15 protein-coding genes are annotated in these 19,615 nt (G+C 72.1%); 10 read left to right on the top strand and 5 right to left on the bottom strand.

Annotated features, from left to right (window positions below; translation table 11 throughout):
* Positions 1 to 4: 4 nt before the first annotated feature.
* Positions 5 to 1,195 carry a hypothetical protein gene (locus ACZ6O5_RS00170; RefSeq protein WP_465973600.1) on the bottom strand — a complete coding sequence of 397 codons (1,191 nt, stop codon included), beginning with the start codon at positions 1,193 to 1,195 and terminating at the stop codon, positions 5 to 7.
* A gap of 334 nt (positions 1,196 to 1,529) precedes the next feature.
* Here ACZ6O5_RS00170 and ACZ6O5_RS00165 point away from each other — a divergent pair, with 334 nt between their 5' ends.
* Positions 1,530 to 2,129: a flavoprotein gene (locus tag ACZ6O5_RS00165; protein ID WP_465973598.1), complete on the top strand. Its 600-nt coding sequence runs from the start codon at positions 1,530 to 1,532 to the stop codon at positions 2,127 to 2,129.
* Between the two features lie 151 nt (positions 2,130 to 2,280).
* On the opposite strand, the gene ACZ6O5_RS00160 is transcribed toward ACZ6O5_RS00165, so the two are convergent.
* Entirely contained in the window at positions 2,281 to 3,513 is a 1,233-nt protein-coding gene (locus ACZ6O5_RS00160; RefSeq protein ID WP_465973596.1) for a glycosyl hydrolase, read from the bottom strand.
* Between the two features lie 614 nt (positions 3,514 to 4,127).
* On the opposite strand from ACZ6O5_RS00160, the gene ACZ6O5_RS00155 reads away from it, so the two are divergent.
* Positions 4,128 to 6,824: a sugar-binding protein gene (locus ACZ6O5_RS00155; RefSeq protein ID WP_465973594.1), complete on the top strand. Its 2,697-nt coding sequence runs from the start codon at positions 4,128 to 4,130 to the stop codon at positions 6,822 to 6,824.
* A gap of 111 nt (positions 6,825 to 6,935) precedes the next feature.
* On the opposite strand, the gene ACZ6O5_RS00150 is transcribed toward ACZ6O5_RS00155, so the two are convergent.
* The gene (locus ACZ6O5_RS00150; RefSeq protein ID WP_465973592.1) at positions 6,936 to 7,592 is read right to left on the bottom strand and encodes a response regulator; all 657 of its coding nucleotides are present in this window, start codon (positions 7,590 to 7,592) and stop codon (positions 6,936 to 6,938) included.
* On the bottom strand, positions 7,589 to 8,722 hold the full coding sequence (locus ACZ6O5_RS00145) for a sensor histidine kinase (RefSeq protein WP_465973590.1): 1,134 nt from the start codon (positions 8,720 to 8,722) through the stop codon (positions 7,589 to 7,591). Before ACZ6O5_RS00145 ends, ACZ6O5_RS00150 begins: the two co-directional genes overlap by 4 nt.
* Before the next feature lie 186 nt (positions 8,723 to 8,908).
* Here ACZ6O5_RS00145 and ACZ6O5_RS00140 point away from each other — a divergent pair, with 186 nt between their 5' ends.
* Positions 8,909 to 9,385, top strand: coding sequence for a DUF6326 family protein (locus ACZ6O5_RS00140; RefSeq protein WP_465973588.1), 477 nt, complete (start codon positions 8,909 to 8,911; stop codon positions 9,383 to 9,385).
* Positions 9,386 to 9,563: 178 nt separating this feature from the next.
* Here ACZ6O5_RS00140 and ACZ6O5_RS00135 read toward each other — a convergent pair whose 3' ends face one another.
* On the bottom strand, positions 9,564 to 9,950 hold the full coding sequence (locus ACZ6O5_RS00135) for a hypothetical protein (protein WP_465973586.1): 387 nt from the start codon (positions 9,948 to 9,950) through the stop codon (positions 9,564 to 9,566).
* Between the two features lie 334 nt (positions 9,951 to 10,284).
* Between ACZ6O5_RS00135 and ACZ6O5_RS00130 the strand changes: the two genes are divergently transcribed.
* The 7 genes from ACZ6O5_RS00130 (at position 10,285) to ACZ6O5_RS00100 (ending at position 19,596) form a co-directional block, all read left to right on the top strand.
* Positions 10,285 to 10,785 carry a hypothetical protein gene (locus ACZ6O5_RS00130; RefSeq protein WP_465973584.1) on the top strand — a complete coding sequence of 167 codons (501 nt, stop codon included), beginning with the start codon at positions 10,285 to 10,287 and terminating at the stop codon, positions 10,783 to 10,785.
* Between the two features lie 206 nt (positions 10,786 to 10,991).
* Positions 10,992 to 11,534: a CDP-alcohol phosphatidyltransferase family protein gene (locus tag ACZ6O5_RS00125; RefSeq protein WP_465974307.1), complete on the top strand. Its 543-nt coding sequence runs from the start codon at positions 10,992 to 10,994 to the stop codon at positions 11,532 to 11,534.
* Between the two features lie 233 nt (positions 11,535 to 11,767).
* Positions 11,768 to 12,085 (top strand): hypothetical protein, encoded by a 318-nt coding sequence (locus ACZ6O5_RS00120; protein ID WP_465973582.1) that lies wholly within the window; start codon positions 11,768 to 11,770, stop codon positions 12,083 to 12,085.
* An 855-nt stretch (positions 12,086 to 12,940) separates the two neighbouring features.
* The gene (locus tag ACZ6O5_RS00115; RefSeq protein ID WP_465973580.1) at positions 12,941 to 13,630 is read left to right on the top strand and encodes an AfsR/SARP family transcriptional regulator; all 690 of its coding nucleotides are present in this window, start codon (positions 12,941 to 12,943) and stop codon (positions 13,628 to 13,630) included.
* A 72-nt stretch (positions 13,631 to 13,702) separates the two neighbouring features.
* Positions 13,703 to 14,644: a TauD/TfdA family dioxygenase gene (locus tag ACZ6O5_RS00110; protein WP_465973578.1), complete on the top strand. Its 942-nt coding sequence runs from the start codon at positions 13,703 to 13,705 to the stop codon at positions 14,642 to 14,644.
* A gap of 13 nt (positions 14,645 to 14,657) precedes the next feature.
* Positions 14,658 to 15,173: a flavin reductase family protein gene (locus ACZ6O5_RS00105; protein WP_465974306.1), complete on the top strand. Its 516-nt coding sequence runs from the start codon at positions 14,658 to 14,660 to the stop codon at positions 15,171 to 15,173.
* Positions 15,166 to 19,596 carry an amino acid adenylation domain-containing protein gene (locus ACZ6O5_RS00100; protein ID WP_465973576.1) on the top strand — a complete coding sequence of 1,477 codons (4,431 nt, stop codon included), beginning with the start codon at positions 15,166 to 15,168 and terminating at the stop codon, positions 19,594 to 19,596. The genes ACZ6O5_RS00105 and ACZ6O5_RS00100 overlap by 8 nt, the downstream gene beginning before the upstream one ends.
* The last annotated feature ends 19 nt before the right edge of the window (positions 19,597 to 19,615 follow it).

Here is a 19,615-nt window from a genome sequence, read left to right as displayed (position 1 = left end):
GCGGTCAGCCGGCCGGAGCGGGGCTCGGGCTCTTCGCCCGCCGGCGCTGGACCCGCCCGGCCAGCAGCGGCAGCAGCACCAGCTCGAACGCGACCAACAGGAGGGAGCCGACCGAGTCCCAGAAGCCGGGGCCGGTGGGCGAGCCGTTGACGAGGGCGCTGACCACCCGGGTGCCGAACTCCCAGATCAGCGGCGCGGTCCAGAGCGCGACGGTGACCAGCAGCACCCCGACGCCGGCGCAGGTGACCAGCGCGAACCAGGGGGCGAGCCGCCGGTCCCGCGGCGACCAGTCGCCCTCGGTCCAGTCGGCCCGGCGCACCCAGGGCAACCAGCCGAACCGGTCGCGCAGGTACGCCCGACTCACCTCGTCCAGGTTGGTGCAGCCCAGGGCCGTGGTGGCGACGTAGTACATGTCGGTGCGCAGGAAGACGTAGAACTGCCAGGACATCCGCAGCAACACGGTGTACGCCACCGCGAGCGCGAGCCGTCCCGGCCAGGACAGACCGTCGGACAGGTCGGCCGCGGCGGCGAGCACGAGCGCGCCGAAGAGCACCGCGTCGGCCAGCAGGCCGGCCGTCATCGGCAGGTAACGCCGCCGCGCCGGCACGGTGAGCAGCGCGTCCAGCTCGGTCTCGACCACCACGTAGTAGAGCCGGCGGCCGATCTGCATCCGGGTGGGCAGGCCGAGCCGGCGGGCCGCGAGCAGGTGGTAGAACTCGTGCCAGAGGATGGCCGGCGACTGGCAGAGGGCCAGGCCCAACTGCACGCCGAGCAGGGAGGGCACGAAGAACACGTGGTCGGCCTGGGGGCGCAGCTCCGGTCGGTTCACCATGGCGACGACGGCGGCGCCCGTCACCAGCAGGTAGACGACCCAGGCCAGCGGGGAGAAGGCGAGCCGGCCGAGCCGCTGGAAACGCACCTTCGGCCGCGTGGCCAGCGGTTCCCCCTCGGCCCGGACGAACCTCAGCTCGCGCATCGCGTCCACGAAGTCGGCCATGTCGACGGTCTCGCCGTAGGTGCGCCGGTACCACTGCTCGGCCTCGTCGACCGGCATGCCCCCGGCCAGTCGGCGCAGCAGCGCGACGCCGTCCTCGGGCAGCATGGCGAAGGAGGCGGCGTCGACGCGGCCGACCGTGATGCCGTCCCGCTCCGGCACGTACGTGAGCGGGTGGAACTCCAAGCGGGTGGGTGACATCGGCCCCTCCATCGCGGTGACGGCCGGCGACGGCCGCCCCGACGCCTGTGGCGCCGGGGCGGCCGGACCGGTCAGCAGCAGTCCGTGCAGTACAGCGGCGCAGACGTGGTGAGCTTGATGGAACCGGTCTTGCGGATCGTGATCTTCTTCATGACGTTCACCTCCTCGGGCGGGCGTCGGGGGTGGCTGGCCGGCCGGGGCCTGGGGAAGAACCTGCCACCCGGCCGGTCCGGACGGCATGGGGAACGGCCCCCAAAACTCCCGGCGGGCGGGGACGCGAAGACGGGGCCGCTCCCCCATGTCCGGGACCGGGTCGTCACGCCACGCTGTCGCCATGCGAGATGACGCACTGTCGGTGATCGTCAGCGGCTCGAGCGCCGCGATGGCGACCTCGGGGTACCTGTCCTGGCTCCGCCAGGAGATCGACCTGCCGCTGCGGGTGCTGCTCACGGCGAGCGCCGAACGTTTCGTGCCGCCCCAGGTGGCCGCCTGGTACGCCGACGAGGTCTGGACCAGCGCCGATCCGGCGCTGAATCCGACCGAGTTCGCGAAGCGTTCCCTCGGCCTGGTGGTGCTGCCGGCGACGGCCAACATGCTCGCCGCGACGGCCCTCGGCCTGGCCGGCACGCCGGCGCAGACCGCGCTGCTGGCCAGCGACCGCCCGTCGCTCTTCTTCCCCAGCATGAACCGCTCCATGTGGGTCAAGCGGGTCACCCAGCGACACGTCGAGGCGTTGCGCGACGAGGGGCACACGGTGGTGGAGCCGCAGGATCGCGTGATCTTCGAACTGTGGCAGCGGGAGAACGCGATCGGCATCGCCCTGCCGCCGCCGGACACCGTGGCCGAGCTGATCGCGAGCTGGTTGGAGACCACCCTCGCCACCGAGGGCGAGGAAGCCACCGAGGCCGAGCAGACCGCCGACCCGGTGGCCTGAGCCGGCCCGCCACGGGCAGTGCGGCTCGCCCCTCATGACGCCCGGCCCCTCGCTCGCCCGCCGCCCGGCATCGCCGCTCCGGGGCCTGAGCGCCGGTCACGGCCGCCGCTCAGGTCCACCGGAGCAGGTCGCCCTCATCGTTGCGGGCTGCTCATGACCTGCGGTACGCGTCCCCGGCCGGGGTCAGGACGCCGTCCTCGCGATACAGCCCGAGTGCCGCCGCCTCCCCCGACGCGGGCAGCGCGAACAACGCGTAGCGCTCCACGTACGGGGTCGCCTGAAGCCGGGCGGTGGCCTCGCGGACGAACGCGGTCAGCTGCCCGGCGCTCGGGTAGCGAGGATGACCGGTGAAGTTGGTCAGGCTGAACTCGGTGACCCACACGGGCAGTCCGTAGCGCTCGTGCACCGCCCGCACGTAGTTCATCAGGTGTTGCGGGGCGGCAGGGCCGAAGTCCGAGCCGTACCAGTGCAGGGCGATGAAGTCCACCCGCATGCCGCGCTGACGCGCCCCGCTGAGGAAGCGGTCGAGCCATCCGCCGGGGACCTCGCCGCCGAAGGCGACGGCCGGGCTGCCCAGGCGCATGCCGGTCCGTTCGAGCCGCGGCCACAACGTCAGCGCCTGCTCGACGCTCATGTTCGCCTGCTGCGGCAGGTCGGGCTCGTTGAAACCGAGCAGCGTGGTGCCGGAGCGCCGCGCGCTGTCGAGTTCGCCGTCGTTGACCGCGCCCGCTCCCCAGATCATCGGTACGAACTCCGCCTGCGCCGGGACGTCGTCCGGGTTCGCGGACCAGTCGTAGTACCAGCCGGCCCCCACCGCGTGGACGCCGTCGGCGACCCGGGGGAAGGCCCAGGTGCTCACGCCCCTCTTCCCGGCCCCGCCGGCCGGACGCGGTGCGCCCGGCACGCTCCACCGCTGGGTCGGGCTGCCGGCGCAGGTCCACAGTCGCAGGTGCGTGCCGTCGGCGTCGCCGGGGGCGTCGAGGCACTTGCCGGAGCCGGTGTTGACCAGTTGCCCGTCGGTGAACCGCCACTGCTGCGCGCCGGTGCCGTTGCAGTCGAACAACTGGATACGCGTGCCGTCCGCCCGGGCGCCGCCCGCCACGTCGAGGCACTTCCCCAGCGCCCGCACCGTCCCCGAACCGTCGTGGAACCAGTCCTGGGCGACCGTACCGTTGCAGTCCGCGAGCTGGATCGGCGTGCCGTTGGCGGTCTGCGCCCACGCCACGTCGACGCATCTGCCACCGGCGCCGACGATGGTCGTGTGGGCACCGGCCCGCGCGGTGGGCACCACGGCCAGACCTGCGCCGAGCACGGCCCCGACCGCACCGAGGACCACCACGGCGCGCACCGCCCGGTTCGTGCCGCCCCGCTGCCACATCTGCATTCGACCCCTCCACCACGCGCCGGACCCGCCCTACGACAGGCGGGACTGCGCCTACAACGGGCGGGGACGACCTTCGGTTCACCGATCACGCGATCCGATCGGACCGCGACGCCGGCAGGTGACCACACCGAACACCCGAGCGGTCGCCGGGCGGCCCGCTACAGCCAGTCATCTTCGCGGGGCATCATCCTCTCCGTCATGCTTATTTCATACGGCGAACGAATTAACCGTCAAGTGGCCGAACGGCCGATGCGGCATGCATCCGAAGCGCTTCGGCAGCGAAAACGTCATCGCCGCCGCGCAGGGGGCAACCCGGCTTGGCTTCGCACAACCGCGCCCGCGCCCCCCATCTGGGGGCAACTTGTTTCCTTCTGGAAATTAAGAAAGTCTTTGCAAAGCATTGACGCGCCGCCGCGCCGTTCCCTAGCGTCACCGGCGAAGGCCTTCCAGTGTGTACGGACCGCCGTGCTGCTGGCATTCCGTCCCATGCCTCCACTCCGGCCTGCCGCCGTTGGCAGGCCCACTTACCGTCCACCGGCGACCCCGCCGTCGGCGCAGCCGCGCCCGACGTCGTCGGCCGCTGCGCGGACCTCGCCGCACGCGAAAGGATCTGCATGCGCATCAAGGCGTTCCTGCTACCCACGGCGCTCGCCCTGGCCCTGTCCGGGACACCGGTCGTCGCCCACGCCGCGCCCACCACCGCCCGCCCGGCCGACGCGGTCGACCTGGACGTCCTCTTCGTCAGCGCGCACCCCGACGACGAGGCCGGCAGCCTCGCCACCCTCGGCCAGTGGAAGGAGAAGTACGGCGCCAAGGCCGGCGTCGTCACCATCACCCGCGGCGAGGGCGGGGGCAACGCCGTCGGCCTGGAGGAGGGGCCGCCGCTGGGCATCATCCGGGAGCGCGAGGAGCGCACCGCGATCGGCAAGGCCGGGGTGGAGAATCTCTACAACCTCGACCGCGTCGACTTCTGGTACACGGCCTCGGCACCCCTGTCGGCACAGATCTGGGGCCACGACGAGACCCTGGGCCAGATCGTCCGGGTGATCCGGCAGACCCGACCCGAGATCCTGATGACGATGAACCCGTCCCCCACCCCCGGCAACCACGGCAACCACCAGCAGGCCGCCCGGTTCGCCGCCGAGGCGTTCCACGCCGCCGCCGACCCCAGGGCCTTCCCCGAGCAGCTCACCCGGGAAGGGCTCACGCCGTTCCGGGCGGCCAAGCTGCTGCGTACCGGCGGCACCGGCACCTCGACGGCCGGGCCGCGGTGCGCCTCCAGCTTCGTGCCGACCGTCCCGACCGACCAGGTGTTCGGCGTCTGGGAGGGCGCTCGCGCCGCCGACGGCCGGACCTGGGCCGAGATCGAGGTCGACGCCCGCCGGGAGTACGTCACCCAGGGCTGGGCGAGCACCGCCGCCGCCCCCACCGACCCCGCCGCGATCCGCTGCGACTTCTACACCCTGGTCGACAGCCGCGTCCCCTACGACCCGTCGGACACCTCACCCGAGGCGATCCTGCGCGGGTCGGTGCTGCCCCCGGCCGCCGGCGGGCTGCCCCGCGGCACCGAGTTCCGGCTGACCGCCGACCGGTTCGACCTCGCCCCCGGGCAGCGCGTCACGGTCACCGCCCACGTCCGGGCGCCCCGCAACCGGGCGCTGACCGCGCCCCGGGTCGCGCTGCGGCTGCCCGAGGGCTGGAGCGCCACCGGCTCCGGCGCGCTCCGCGGCGCCGTACCGGCCGGCAAAGAGCGCACGGCCACCTTCACCGTGACCGTCCCGGCCGGCGCCGGCACCAACGCCCAGCACCTGCTCGGCGCGTCGCTCACCACCGGCCAGGGCGCCGGCCGGACCGACCGCGCCGTCCGGGTGGTCGCCGACGTTCGCGGCACCCTGGAGCCGCTGCCCGAGGTCGGGCTGTTCCGGAGCTGGGCCGGCGACAGCGGCTACCCGCAACTGGACACCCTGATCAAGCCGGTGCTGACCATCGGCTCGGGCAAGAGCCGGACCGTCCGGATCGACCTGCGCAACCACGGCACGACAGCGCAGAGCGGCACCGTAGCCCTCGACCTGCCGGCCGGCTTCACCGCGGACGCGGCGACGAAGAGCTACCCCGGCCTGGCGCCGGGCGCCACCGGCGCGGTCACCTTCACCGTCACCAACAGCGACGCCGGCCTGCCGACCGCCAACGAGGGCGGCGACGGCGGCGACTACGGATTCACCATCACCACCACCAGCGGCACCGGCAGCACGGTGGAGAGCGGCGCCCTGGAGATCGTGCCGACCAGCGTGGTCCCGCGCGCCGGGCAGAACCACGCCGTCGACGGGGTGGCCGGCCCCGGCGAGTACCCGGGCGAGGAGCTGGACCTGTCCCGCATCTGGGAGGGACAGGCCACCACCGGACAGGACGCCTCGGCCACCGGGCGGATCGCCTGGACCGACGACGCCCTCCTGGTCTTCGTGCAGGTCACCGATGACGTCCTGGGCAAGAAGGTGGTGCCCCAGGACTGCAAGCGACAGCGGCGTACCGACAGCGTCGAGATCATCGTCGACCCCAAGGGGAACTCGACGGACACCTCCACCGTGTTCAAGGCGGGCATCTTCCCGGTCACCGACGACCCCGCCAACGGCGACCCGCCGTGCTGGCAGCGGGACGCCGACAACCGGCAGGGACCGGGTGCCACGACCGCCCCCGGCATGACCGTGGTCAGCAAGGTCACCGCCCCGTACACCGGTTACACCATCGAGGCCCGCATCCCGTTCGCGGTGCTGCCCGACGCGATCGACCCGACGCACATGGGCTTCAACGTGCTGGTCTACGACTCGGACACCCAGGACCTCAGCTCCCAGTCCCGGCTCGGCTGGTCCACGTTCACCGGGGTCCGCGCCGACCCGTACCGGTACGGGCTGGTCACCCTGCCCGGCCTCACGCCGGTGGACCGGCAGCCCACCGCCCCTGTCTTCCCGGACACCGCCGCGCGCAGCGTGCACAGCGCGCAGACCATCGCGCAGTCGGCGGTGGACGGCGTCGCGCCGGCCGCCGTGGCCCGGCTGCCCGAACGGGCGCTGCGACTGACCGGCCAACGACAGGTGGCCGGTGGCGTGCGGGTGACCGTCCGGGCCGGCCGCGCCGGCACGGCGTACCTGCACACCTACGACGGCGACCGGTCGCTCGGCGAGCGCACGGTGCGGCTCCGCCCCGGACACCCGGTCACCGTCCTGGTGCCGGTGACCGGTGGCACGCCCACCTCCGTCCTGGCCGCCTTCGAAAGCGGCGGTGCGGCACTCGCCCGCCACGTCCCGTTGACCTGATCCGCGTGCCGGAACCCCCGCCGACCGGCGGGGGTTCCGGTCTCGTCCGAGGTGAGGTCCTCGCCCTGCCGCCGGCGTTCCCGCTGTCGGGCTCGCGCACGCGGGCACCGGTCAGGCGCCGACGCGGCGTGTCTCGTAGGCCCACATGACGATCTCGACGCGGTTGCGGGCGTCGAGCTTGCGCATCAGGGCGGCGATGTGGGTCTTGACGGTGCTGAGGCTGATGGCCAGCTCGTCGCCGATCTCGCTGTTGGTCCGCCCGCGAGCGGCAGCCAGCAGGACCTGTTCCTCGCGAGCGGTCAGCGGCTCGACCGGTTCGGGGGGCACCGGGCGCGGGCGGCTGTTCGCGAAGGAGGACAGGAGCCGCGCGGTGATGGTCGGGGCGATCAGGGCGTCGCCGCGGGCGGCGGCATGGACGGCCTGGGCGAGCATCTCGGCGCCGGCGTCCTTGAGGAGGAAGCCTCGGGCGCCTGCCTTCAGCGCGCCGTAGACGTACTCGTCGAGGTCGAAGGTGGTGATGACGACGACGGGCAGCGGATCGGCGACGTCGGCGCCGGCGAGCTGGCGGGTGGCCTCGATCCCGTCGACCTCGGGCATGCGGATGTCCAGCAGGCACACGTCGGGACGCAGCGAACGGGCCAGGGCGATCGCCCGGCGACCGTCGGCGGCCTCACCGACCACGGTGATCCCCGGCTGGGCGTCCAGGATCATGCAGAGCCCGGCCCGGACGATGTCCTGGTCGTCAGCGACCAGCACGCGGATGGTCACGACGCCCGCGCCTTCCGAGGCAGCGAGGCGTCGACGCTCCAGCCGCCGTCCGGGTCAGGTCCCGCCCGGAGGGTGCCACCGAGCAGGCTCGCCCGCTCGGCCATGCCGCGCAGCCCGTAGCCGGCGTGCGGGGAACCGGTCGTGGTCGCCTCGCCGTCGTCACGCACCCGCAGGTGCACCTGGCCGCGGGAGGCGGTGACGTCGACGGTGACGCCGGTGGCGCCGCAGGCGTGGCGGGTCGCGTTGGTGACCGCCTCGGCGGCGATCAGGTAGAGCGCGGTGCCGACCGCCGGCTCAACGGTCTCGACGTCGCCGGAGACCCGCACGCGGACGGCCAGCACCTCGCCGCCGGGACGAGCGAGTCGTTCGACGTCCGCCATCCCTCGTCGGGGGGCGAGGTCGGCGTCCGTTCCGTCGCGCAGTACCCCCACGAGGGCTCGCATCTCCCGGAGCGTCCGGGACGCCTCCTCCTCGATCGTGACCAGGGTGGCCAACGCGCGCTTCGGATCCGCGGCGGACAACGCGCGACCTGCCTGTGCCTGGACGGCGATCGCCAGGACCCGGTGGCCGACCGTGTCGTGCAGCTCGCGGGCGAGTTCGTTGCGCTGACGAAGCCGCACCTGCTCGATGTCGCGGTCGTGGCTCCTGACGCGGTAGCGCACCGCCGCGCCGAGCGCGGCCGAGAACAGGAAGAACCCGTAACCGGCGATCTTCTCCGCGGGTGAGGTCGGGTCCACGACGAGGGTGACGGGTAGCCAGACGAGGATGATGCCGAGCCCGAGGGCGGCCTCTCGACCTGCCCCCCAGCGCAGCAGGGCGTAGGGCAGCACCAGCAGCCCCGCGATGCCCAGCAGCCCTGTGGCATCGATGACCGCGATCCTCGCGATGTCGAACGCGAGAACGGTGCCGAAGGCAACGGCGACCGCGGCCAGCGGCCGCGTGCGTCGCCAGAGCAGGCACACCGCGACCACGACGCTGACACCGACCAGCAGCGGTGCCCATGCCCTGTCCTCGCGCAGCAGGATCTCGACGAGCGAGACCGCGACGAGAGCCGAGGACAGCGCCCAGTCCCGCCAGACCCGCACCGGCGGGCGCGCGGGGCGCGGCTCAGCCCAGATCCCAGCAACCATGCTTCCCCCTCCCGGACAAGGTAGGAGGGTCGCCGCTCGGGCGAATCAGCCGAAAGTACGGCGGCTTTCCCGTGCCCGGGACCGGGACGGCGCGAGCCCGCGAGCGGATGTGGCACCCGCCGGCGCTGCTCATAGTGAAGACGTCGGGTGAGCCGACCCGGCTGACACCAGCACCCAGGAGAACCGATGATCAGAACCGACAAACCAGCCGGTGCGCTCCAGGAGCCGCACCTCCCGGTCCAGGCGAAACTCGCCGCGGCCTGGACCAGCTTCATGTTCCTCTACATCTACGTCGACTACCTCGCCCTGTACAAGCCCGGTTTCATCGACGAGATCCGGGCCGGCGTCGTTCACGAGTTCGACACCGGTCCCACCTTCGTCGCCCTCGCGCTCACGCTCATGGCCGTCCCGATCCTCATGATCATGCTCTCCACGACACTCCCCGCCCGGGTCAACCGCACCGCCAACCTCGTCGTGGCGACGCTCTACGTCCCCGTCTCGGTGTACAACGCGGACGGCGAGTCCTGGACGTACCTCTCCTTCTACGCCCTCTCCATCGGGCTCGAGCTGCTGCTCCTGGCCTTCATCCTGCGCGCCGCGTGGACCTGGCCGCGGGGAACTCGGGTCACCGCCGGCCGCGACCTCGCCGAGGCCCGGCTGTGACGGTGGAGGCGGGCCCGGTGCCCGGGGCCGGCAGCGGCTCGTGGCCGCCCTGCGGAACGGCGGCCCGGAGCACGAGCCGGAGGTCCCCCGCAGCCTGAGGCCGCACGCGTCGTACGACCCGGAAACACCTACGGTGCGGGGCAAGTGTCGACCTTGCCGCGCACCGTTCGGGGTTCGGTTACCAGGGGGGACAGCCGATCGACACCTCGGGGCTCACCGCGAGCACCGTTCCCGCACCGTTTCGAATGGTCGCCTTCGCGGTGGCGAAGGCAATGATGTCCTCGGTCCAGAACGAGTGCCCGGCGATGGTGCCGTCAGGGGCCACGGTCTGGGTACGACTCTCGGACTCCAGGTCGGACATCTGCCAGACCTCGACCGTGATGGTCACCGTCGTCCCGGGTGTCAACCCGTACCCGTCCCCGTACCCCCAGATCTCCAGCTCGTTACAACCTCCCCCCGCCACGGCGACAGGCGCCGCAGCCGCCACCGCGACCGTTCCGGGCGCGATCGCCAGGAGGGCCGCGCCGGCCAGCGCGGTCGCGGCACGTCCTACCCGCGTTCTCAATGCGTTCATCATTTTCTCTCTCTCGACACACAGTCGTTCGCGCGAGAGAAGGGTATGGGCGACATCTATAGCCGGCCTATGTCGACGGACCCGACCCGCTCGACAACCCGACGGGCCGCGTCAGCTCCCCGCGCGTCACCCGCCCGTGCACGACAATGGTCCTCACGACCCGTCCCGGTGCTCGCGACGCCCCGTGCGCGATCTGCTCTCCGGGAGTCCATTCGTGGCGGCGGCGGTCCGTCACTACAGCCAGGGTGGTGCCGACCTCCATGGAGTCCCGATCGCTACGCCGCGACATCCCTGAGTCAGCGTGATACCCGAAGTACTGGGCACCGTGGGAGTCGGTTTCATCTCGGCCTTTCTTCCCGTCGTGCCTGCCGAGCCGTACCTTGTCGGGCTGGTCGCCACGACGACGACCAACCCCGCACTGCTGGCCGCCGCGGCGGCCCTCGGTCAGAGCGTGGGCAAGCTGACGATCTTCCTGACCGCGCGCGGGACACTGCGGTCACCGATGCTGCGGCACTGGCTCGCCAGGAAGCGGGCCCTCGTGGCCCGGCGCGGCGACTCCGCGAACCAGCACCCCGGTCGGTTGCGCCGCATGGCGACCAGGCTGGTCACGGTGGTCTCGTCTGATCGCCACCGGATCACCGGCCCGCTGCTGCTGTTCGTGAGCGCCTTCACCGGCGCACCACCGCTCATCGTGATGACCTTCACCGCCGCCGCCGGCAAGATGCGCACGGCGGTCTTCGCGGCCGCATGCCTCCTCGGCCGCACGGCCCGCATGATGGTCGTGGCACTGCTCCCCGCTCTCGCCGGCCTGTCGCTTCATCTCTGACAGTTCGACATCCGCCCGCTGATCGGACCGACGTCGCCCCGGTGATCCGCCGAGAAAGCTTGCACGTGTCCCGTCGACTTCGGCGGTGGCCGATATGCTCGTTAACCCGAGAGGAGATCTTTATGATCACCACGGACGGACAGCCAACCCGGTCGCCGGTGGCGCTCGATGCCAGCCACGGATGGGCTCGCGACGTCCCGACCTCGATCATCAATGTCCCCAACGCGATCACCGTTGTCCGAACCGTGGTTTCCGTCCTCCTGGCCGTCACCGCGATCTCTTCCGGGAGTGGGCCACTGCTCGCCTGGGCCGTCGGCACCTATTGGTTCGGCGACATCCTGGACGGCTGGGCGGCCAGGACGCTGGGACAGGAGACGCGGTTCGGCGCCGTTCTCGACATCGCCTGCGACCGGTTGTGCTGCGCGCTCTGCCTCGCGGGCCTGATGCTCCGCTTTCCGGAGATGACCGCGCCCCTCGCGCTCTTCGCCGCGCAGTTCCTCGTCCTCGATCTCGTTCTCAGCCTGTCGTTCCTCCGGTGGCCGGTGCTGAGCCCCAACTACTTCCACCTGGTGCACCCCGGGGTCTACCGGTGGAACTGGTCGCCGGTGGCCAAGGCGGCGAACACCGGTGGCCTGGTGGTGCTCGCGGTGGTCGCGCCGTCGCCGGTCTGGCCGGCGCTTCTCGCCGTCGCTGTCGTGCTGGTGAAGGCGGCTTCGCTCGTGGTCGTCCAACGGCTGCCGCGTCCCTAGACGCCCCGGCCGGAGCCCACCGCCCCCGACGAGCAGCGCCCCGCTCACGCTGGCCACGATCACCGCCTGCTGGGCCGGGGACGTCGCCGACGGCAGACCGCCAGCCGGCTGCGCCAGGAGACCTGGCGTGGCGCCGTCTCCGACATCGTCGCCGACCGGGTGTCGAGTGTCGCTGTCATCCTCGCGCTGACAGAGGTGGGGCCATCAATGGCAGCCCCCTCCTGCTATTCCTCGTGCAGTTCGACGTGCTGGACTGCGCCCTAGGTCTCCGGTTCTTGCACCGGCCGATCCTGGGCATCAACTACTTTTACCCCGCCCACCGGGGCGGCTACCGGTGGAACTGGTCGCCGATGGCCATGGCCGTCAATACCTCGGGCCTGGTTTTGCTCGTCGCCTTCGTGCCGTCGCCGGCCTACGCCACCGTTTTCGTCATCGCCGCGATCATGGTGAAAGTCAGATCATTGCGCACGCTCCACCGCCTTGCCGCCGCGTCTTCCGAGGTGGGCGCGGCGGCTCGACACCCTGTCCGAATTATCCGTCGTGACGGATAAGTAAATTTCGACGTCTGCTGATTGACGACTACGCAGCGGGGGCGACGATCGCCATAAATGCGACATAACTTGCCTCCGGAAACGCTGTCGTAACCCTGCGATGACGGAGCGTCCCGGAACGATGGAGCCGCATCGCCGCCGGAATCCGCCCGGCTCGGCCCACCCCTGGGGTCGGTGGTGATCGGATGACCGTGACCTGCGCCGGAACCGTTCGGCCAGCAGGTCGCGGTCTTTGTATCAGGACCACCAATAGCCCGTTGATCGGCGGCGGGCGCGGCCCTGGCCAACTAACACAGATCGCGGGAGCCTGCCAAGTGCACGCGATCGGCGCCGGACGCAATCCTCCGCTCGGATTGCCTCTTCGGCGCGGCGATGTGTACCTTCCGTGTAAGCGGTGATTGACTGGTAGATCGCAGGCAGACAAGACACCTGTTTGTGGTTGCGGTCGACGGCGGATCGTTCTGCGGAGCGCCTTAAAGATCTGCTCCGGAGATGCCCTGTCCGTCCGGCTCGTGACCTACCACGGCAGTCAACGGGGGACGTCGTGCATTTGAATTCTTGTCCGGACAGTCGGCTCCTCACGCCCACGTTGGGAACTCCCCGCGGGCGCACCTCGTCCGGCCCCTCTCCTCGCGCGATAGCCGCGCCGCCGCCCCGGTCCAGGCCGGGGCGGAGCGCGCCGGACGGTCGCGCCGCCCTCGCCGGTTCGCCGGCGGCGACGAGCGCCGTCCGCTCAGGAACTGCCTCCACCAAGCGCCCGCGTCGCGGGGTCGAACGAAAGGGCAGACGATGCAGTTCCGCATCCTAGGACCGGTCGGCCTCTGGACCGACGATGACGAGGTACCGCTCCACGGCATGAAGCAGCGCACCCTGATGGCCGCGCTCATGCTGTCCCGCGGGCGGGCACTTTCCGACCATCAGATCGGCGAGCTGCTGTGGGGCGCGGACCCGCCCGAGACGTTCCAGGCCCAGATCTACACCTACGCGTCCCGGCTGCGACGCCTGCTGCGCGACTCCATCCAGATCGTGCGGCGGGGGGCCAGCTACACGCTGCACATGCCGGGCACCCGCTTCGACTACGAGGAGTTCACCGACCTGTCGGCGAAGGGCACCGCCGCGCTGCGGCAGGACCGGCCACAGGAGGCGGGCGAGATGCTGCGCCAGGCGCTGGACCTGTGGCGCGGGCCGGCGATGACCGACGTCACGGAGCAGCTCTCCGACCGGGAGCGCCCGGCCATGGAGGAGGCCCGGCTCACCGTTCTGGAGAACCGGATCGACGCCGACCTGGCCAACCACCGCCACGAAGAGGTCACCGCCGAACTGCTCGGCCTGGTGCGGCAGTATCCGCTGCGGGAACGGCTGAGGGCCCAGCTGATGCTGGCGCACTACCAGTCCGACCGGCAGGCCGACGCGTTCGCCGTGTTCCACGAGGGACGCCAGTGCCTCGACGACGAACTGGGTGTCCAGCCGGGAGCGGCCATGCAGTACACGTACCAGGCGATCCTGACCGGCAAGCAGAGCGCGGACAGCCCGGCGGGCCAATAGGCCGGATACCGACGAAATATAGGCCTGCGGCAGAGGGTCGGCATTGACCGACTCGCCTGGAAGGACCCGCAGATGGCCGTCGACAGCACCTGGACTCCGCTGGAGATCTCCCCGCACGACGTCGGCTGCGAGGCCGCGCCCCGCGCCCTGATCGACTACGTGCGGGGAGAACCCGATCTCACCGGTCTGCTGGCTCGCGAGAAGGCCGTGGTGTTCCGCGGTTTCCAGGCCACACCGGACGAGCTGCCCGGCGTGCTCGACGAGCTCCTGCCGGACCGGCTCGCCTACGTCCACGGCAACTCGCCGCGCACGAAGGTGGGCCAGAACGTCTACACCTCGACCGAGTACCCGCCGGAATTCACCATCTCGATGCACAACGAGCTGTCGTACGGGCACGCCTGGCCCTCCCGGCTCCTCTTCTTCTGCGAGACGGCTCCCGAGACCGGCGGCGCCACTCCGGTGGTCGACGGCGAGCGCTGGCTCGAGTCGCTCGACGACGACGTACGCGACGCCTTCGCCGGCGGGGTCCGGTACACGCAGAACCTGCACAGCGGCCGCGGTCTCGGCAAGAGCTGGCAGGACACCTTCGAGACCGACGACCGCGACGCCATCGAGGGCTTCCTCGGCGACTCCGAGGCGGAGTGGGAGTGGCGCAGGGACGGCTCCCTGCGGGTGATCCAGCGCCGGCCGGCCACCACGGAGCACCCGATCACGGGCACGCGCGTCTGGTTCAACCAGGCCGACCAGTGGCACGCGGCCGGCCTCGGCTCGGAGACCGCCGCGGCGCTGGCGAAGGTGATCCCGGCCGACGAGCTGCCGCAGTCGGTCACCTTCGCCGACGGTTCGCCGATCCCGGACACGTACGTCGAGCAGATCCGCGACCGTGGCCTGGAGTTGGCCGTCGACGTCGACTGGCACGCCGGCGACGTCCTGCTCATCGACAACGTGCTGGTCGGGCACGGCCGCCGCCCGTTCACCGGCAAGCGGCGGGTCCTCGTCGCGATGTCCAGCTGAGCTGGGGGTCGTGATGACCGCGAACCTGCACGACCAACGCATCGGATCGTCCCTGCGGCGTAGCGCCAGGCGGTTCGCGACCGGCGTCACGGTCGCCGCCGTCCGCCACGGCGCGGACTCGCATGCCCTGACCGCCAACTCCTTCCTGACCCTGTCGCTCGAACCGCCGCTGGTCGGCCTCTCGGTAACCGCGTACGGCCGGATGCGGGCCCTGATCGAGCCCGGTGACCTGCTCGGGATCAGCGTCCTCTGCGAGAGCCAGCACGAGTACGCGCAGCATTTCGCGGCCCGTGAGCGGGGCGTCCTCCCGTCGCACCTGCCGCCGTTGACGACGGCCGAGCCGGCCCCGCTGGTACCCGGCTGCGTGGCCTGGTTCCAGTGCCGGATCGCTCAGATCCACCCGGTCGGCGACCACGACCTGCTCGTCGCCGATGTGCTCGAGTGTGACGTCGCCGACCGTGACGACCCACCCCTGATCTTCCTGGACGGCGGGTACCGGACGGCCGGAACCGAGGTGCGCCATGACTGACCAGCTGTCCCACCGGATCCCGCTCTCCGCGGCGCAGCAGGGCGTCTGGTTCGCCCACCGGCTGGACCCGACGGGCCAGCAGATGAACTGTGCCGAATACCTGGACATCGTCGGGCCTGTCGACGCCGGGCTGATGCGGCACGCCTGGCGGCAGGTTGCCGGCGAGGCCGACGCGGTGCGTACGGCCGCGATCGTCGAGGACGACGGCGACCTGCTGCAGATCATCGCGAGCGAGCCGCTGTCCGAACTGGAATGCCACGACCTGAGCGGGGCCGCGGACCCGGCCGCCGAGGCGCGTCGCTGGGCTACCGCCGATCTCACCCGGGCGGTCCAGCCGGCGGCGGGCGGGCTCGTCTCGGCCGCGCTGCTCACGCTTGCCGACGACCGTCACTGGTTCTACTACCGCCTGCATCACGCCGTCATCGACGGCTACGGCGTGCTCCTGCTCGGGCGGCGGCTGGCCGAGGTGTACACCGCCCTCGCCGCGGGACCCGAGCGGCAGGCCGAGGCGTCCGGCCCGCCGCTGGGGTCGATCGAGCTGCTGGTCGGGCAGGACCGCGCGTACCGCGCCTCGGCGGCGTTCGCCCGCGACCGCGACTACTGGGCGGGCCGCCTCGGTGATCAGCCGGAGGTGATGCGGATGCCCGGGCGACCAGCCGCTCCCGAGCGGCCGCTGCGGCTGAGCAGCCCCGACCGGCTGGGCGACGGGGACGTCGCGGCGCTCGCCGAGGTGGCCCGCCGCAACGGCACGACCTGGCAGGTGGTCCTGCTGACCGCCATCGCCGGGTACGTGCATCGCGTCACCGACCGCCGGGACGTGATCCTGGGCCTGCCGGTGGCCGGGCGGCGAACCGCGGCGGCGCGCCTGGTGCCGGGGATGGCCACCAACTCCGTGGCGCTGCGCATCGACGTCGACCCCGCGAAGAGCCTGACCGAGCTGATCCCGGCGATGGCGGCCGAGGTGGGCGGCGCGCTCCGACACGAGCGCTACCGCGCCGAGGATCTCCGCCGGGCGCTGGGTCTCACCGGCAGCGCCAACCCCTTCCTCGGCCCGATGGTCAACTTCATGCCCTACGAGCAGCAGCTCCGCTTCGGCGCGGCGTCCGCGACGTTCCACAATCTGGCGTCCGGCCCGATCGTCGACTATTCGATCTCCATTTCCGGTACGCCCGGCGGCCCGATGCCGCTGATGTTCGAGGCGAACCCCGAGCACCACGACGAGCAGGGACTGCTCGCGCACAAGGACCGGGCGCTCGCCTTCATCCGGGCCGTCCTGACCACTCCGGACACGGCGGTCGGCCGGCTCGAGGTGCTGACGCCGGACGAGCGCGCGGCCGTGCTGGCCGCCTCCCAGGCACCGGAACGCTCCGACCCGAGCGGCCGGGTCACCGTCGAGAAGCTGGTGGCGCGGCAGGCGTCCGCCACGCCCGACGCGGTCGCGTTGGTGCACGGCGACGAAGAGGTGACCTACACCGACCTGGCGGCGCGGGCCGCGGCCGTGGCCCGCTGCCTCGCGGCCCGGGCGGTCGGACCGGAGGACTTCGTCGCGCTGGCGATTCCCCGCTCCCCCGGGCTGATCGTCGCCATGTTGGGCGTGCTGCGGAGCGGCGCGGCCTACGCCCCGATCGACGTCGCCTATCCCGAGGGCCGGATCCGGTTCATGCTCGAGGATCTTCGTCCGCGGTATGTGCTGGTCACCGAGAAGACGGCCGGCTCGGTGCCGGACGGCGCGGAGCCGATCCTGCTCAGCGAGGCCGAGGCGTTCGCCGGGGACGCCGCGCCGGCGGGCGCGGAGGCCGACCATCCGGCGTACGTCATCTACACCTCCGGATCGACGGGCACGCCCAAGGGGGTGGTCGTGTCGCGTCGGGCCATGCTGAACTTCGTCCTCGACCACGCCGACCGGTTCGGCTTCGACGCCGGCAGCCGCTCGTTGCAGTTCGCGTCGCCCAGCTTCGACGTCGCCACCGGGGACATCTGGCCGGTGCTCGTGCGCGGCGGACGGCTGGTGCTGCCGCAGCCCGACGAGGCCGCCGGCGCCGAGTCGCTCGTCGGCCTGCTGCGGCGACAGCGGATCACCCATGCCGCGATCCCGCCGGTGATGCTGGCCCAGCTACGCGGTGACGACCTGCCCGAACTCATCTCACTGATCACCGGTGGCGAGACACCCGGTGACGATCTGGTACGCCGCTGGGCCGCCGGCCGCCGCATGGCCAACGTGTACGGCGTGACCGAGGCCGCCGTGGCCAGCACCGTCAGCCCGCCGCTCGACACGGTGGAGACGCCCGCGCCGATCGGTCACCCGATTCGGGGCACCCAGGCACTGGTCCTCGACTCGCAGCTCACCCTCACCGCGCCGGGTGTCGCGGGCGAGCTCTTCCTGGGCGGGGCCGGACTGGCGCGCGGCTATCTCGGCCGGCCGATGCTGACCGCCGAGCGCTTCGTGCCCAACCCGTACGGGCCGGCGGGATCGCGGCTGTACCGCACCGGGGACGTGGTGCGCCGACGCGCCGACGACATGCTGGAGTTCTCCGGGCGTACCGACAACCAGGTGAAGATTCGTGGTTTCCGCGTGGAGCTGGGCGAGGTCGAGGCGGCGCTGGCGGCTCATCCCGCCGTTGCCGCGGCGGTGGTCGTGCTCCGCGAGGACCAGCCGGGGCACCGGATGCTTGTCGGCTACGCCCGGTCGGCCGACGGCGCGCAGGTGACCGGCGCGCAACTGCGCCGCTTCGCCGGTGACCGACTGCCGGAGCACATGGTCCCGGCCGCGGTGGTCCTGTTGGACGAGTTGCCGGTGACTCCGCACGGCAAAGTGGACCGCAGGGCGCTCGCGGCGCCGGTGTTCCAGGCGGGCGGCGGCGACCGGCCGGACCCCACCTCGGTCGAGGGTGTGCTGTGCGAGCTGTTCGCCGAGGCGCTCGGGCAGCGCGAGGTCGGCGTCGACGACTCCTTCTTCGAGCTCGGCGGCGACAGCATCCGCGTCTTCCCGCTGGTGGCCAACGCGGCGGAACGCGGCCTGGAGTTCAGTGCCCGCGACGTCTTCCAGCACGCCACCGTGGCACGCCTCGCCCAGGCCGTGCGGCGGACCGCCCCGGAACCCGAGGCTCCGGCCGGTCAGGCGGAGCCTGAGCTGCCCTGGCTGGACGCCACCCGGCGGGCGGCGCTGGCCGAGGAGTATCCGGGGATGACGGCGGTCCTGCCGGTCTCGCCGCTACAGGAGGGCCTGCTCTTCCAGCATCTGGTGGCCCGGGGCGGCCGGGACGCCTACACCTCCCAGGTCCGCTTCCACCTGACCGGGCGGGTCGACCCCGACCGGCTGCGATCGGCCGCGGACGCGCTGCTGGAACGCCACGAGAACCTGCGGGCGGTGTTCCGCTACGACGACGGCTTCGCCGGGCCGGTCCAGGTCATCACCGGCGTACGCGAGGCGGGCTGGGCCCACACCGACCTGTCCGAGGCAGCCGACCCGGAGGCCGAGGCGGACCGGCTGGCCGCGGCGGACCGGGAACGCGGCTTCGACCTGACCCGCCCGCCGCTGCTGCGCCTGCACCTGATCCGGCTCGGCGACCGGCACCTGCTCACGCTCACCGCCCACCACGTGCTGTGGGACGGCTGGTCGACCGCGATCCTGGTGCGGGAGCTGTTCACCGCGTACGCCGGGGGAACGCTCGGCCCGGTCACGCCGTACCGGGACTATCTGCGCCACCTCGCGGGCACCGACGGGGAGGCCTCGCGCCGGGCGTGGCGCGCGGCGCTGGAGGGCCTGACCGCGGCGACCCTCATCGCGCCGGGCGCGCAGCCGGCCGCCGGCCCGCAGACCCAGTTGCGCCGGGACCTGGACGAGTCGCTGAGCGCCACGCTCACCGACCGCGCCCAGGGCCTGGGCGTCACGCTGAACACGATCGTCGAGGCTGCCTGGGCGACCGTACTGTCCCAGCTCACCGGGCGCGACGACGTGGTGTTCGGCGCCTCCGTCTCGGGCCGGCCGCCGCGGCTGCCGGGCGTCGAGAACATCGTCGGGCTGCTCACCAACACCGTGCCGGTACGCGTGCGCCTGCGCGCCGGCGAGCCGGCCGGCGCCCTGCTCCAACGCGTCCAGAACGAGCAGGCCGACCTGATCGCCCACCACCACCTGGGGCTGGGCGAGATCCAGCGGCAGAGCCCGCTCGGCGGCGAGCTGTTCGACACCGCGATCACCTTCGTCAACTACTCGTTCGACCCCGCCGTGTGGGACGCCGCGCTCGACGAGCCGCGGCTGACGGGCGTCGAGGTGGTGGACGACACCCACTACCCGGTACGGCTCGTCGTCGTGCCGGGCGAGCGGATCCACCTGCGGCTCGGCCACCGGCCCGGACTGTTCCGTCCGCGTGCGGCCGAGCAGCTGCTGGACCGGCTGGTGCGCGCGCTGCGCGACGCGGCCTGAGCACCGCGGACAAACGGAA

This window comes from Micromonospora sp. NPDC049201 (assembly GCF_055586805.1).
The sequence above is the reverse complement of the archived record's forward strand: the minus strand, read 5'-3'. Positions and strand labels throughout refer to the sequence as shown.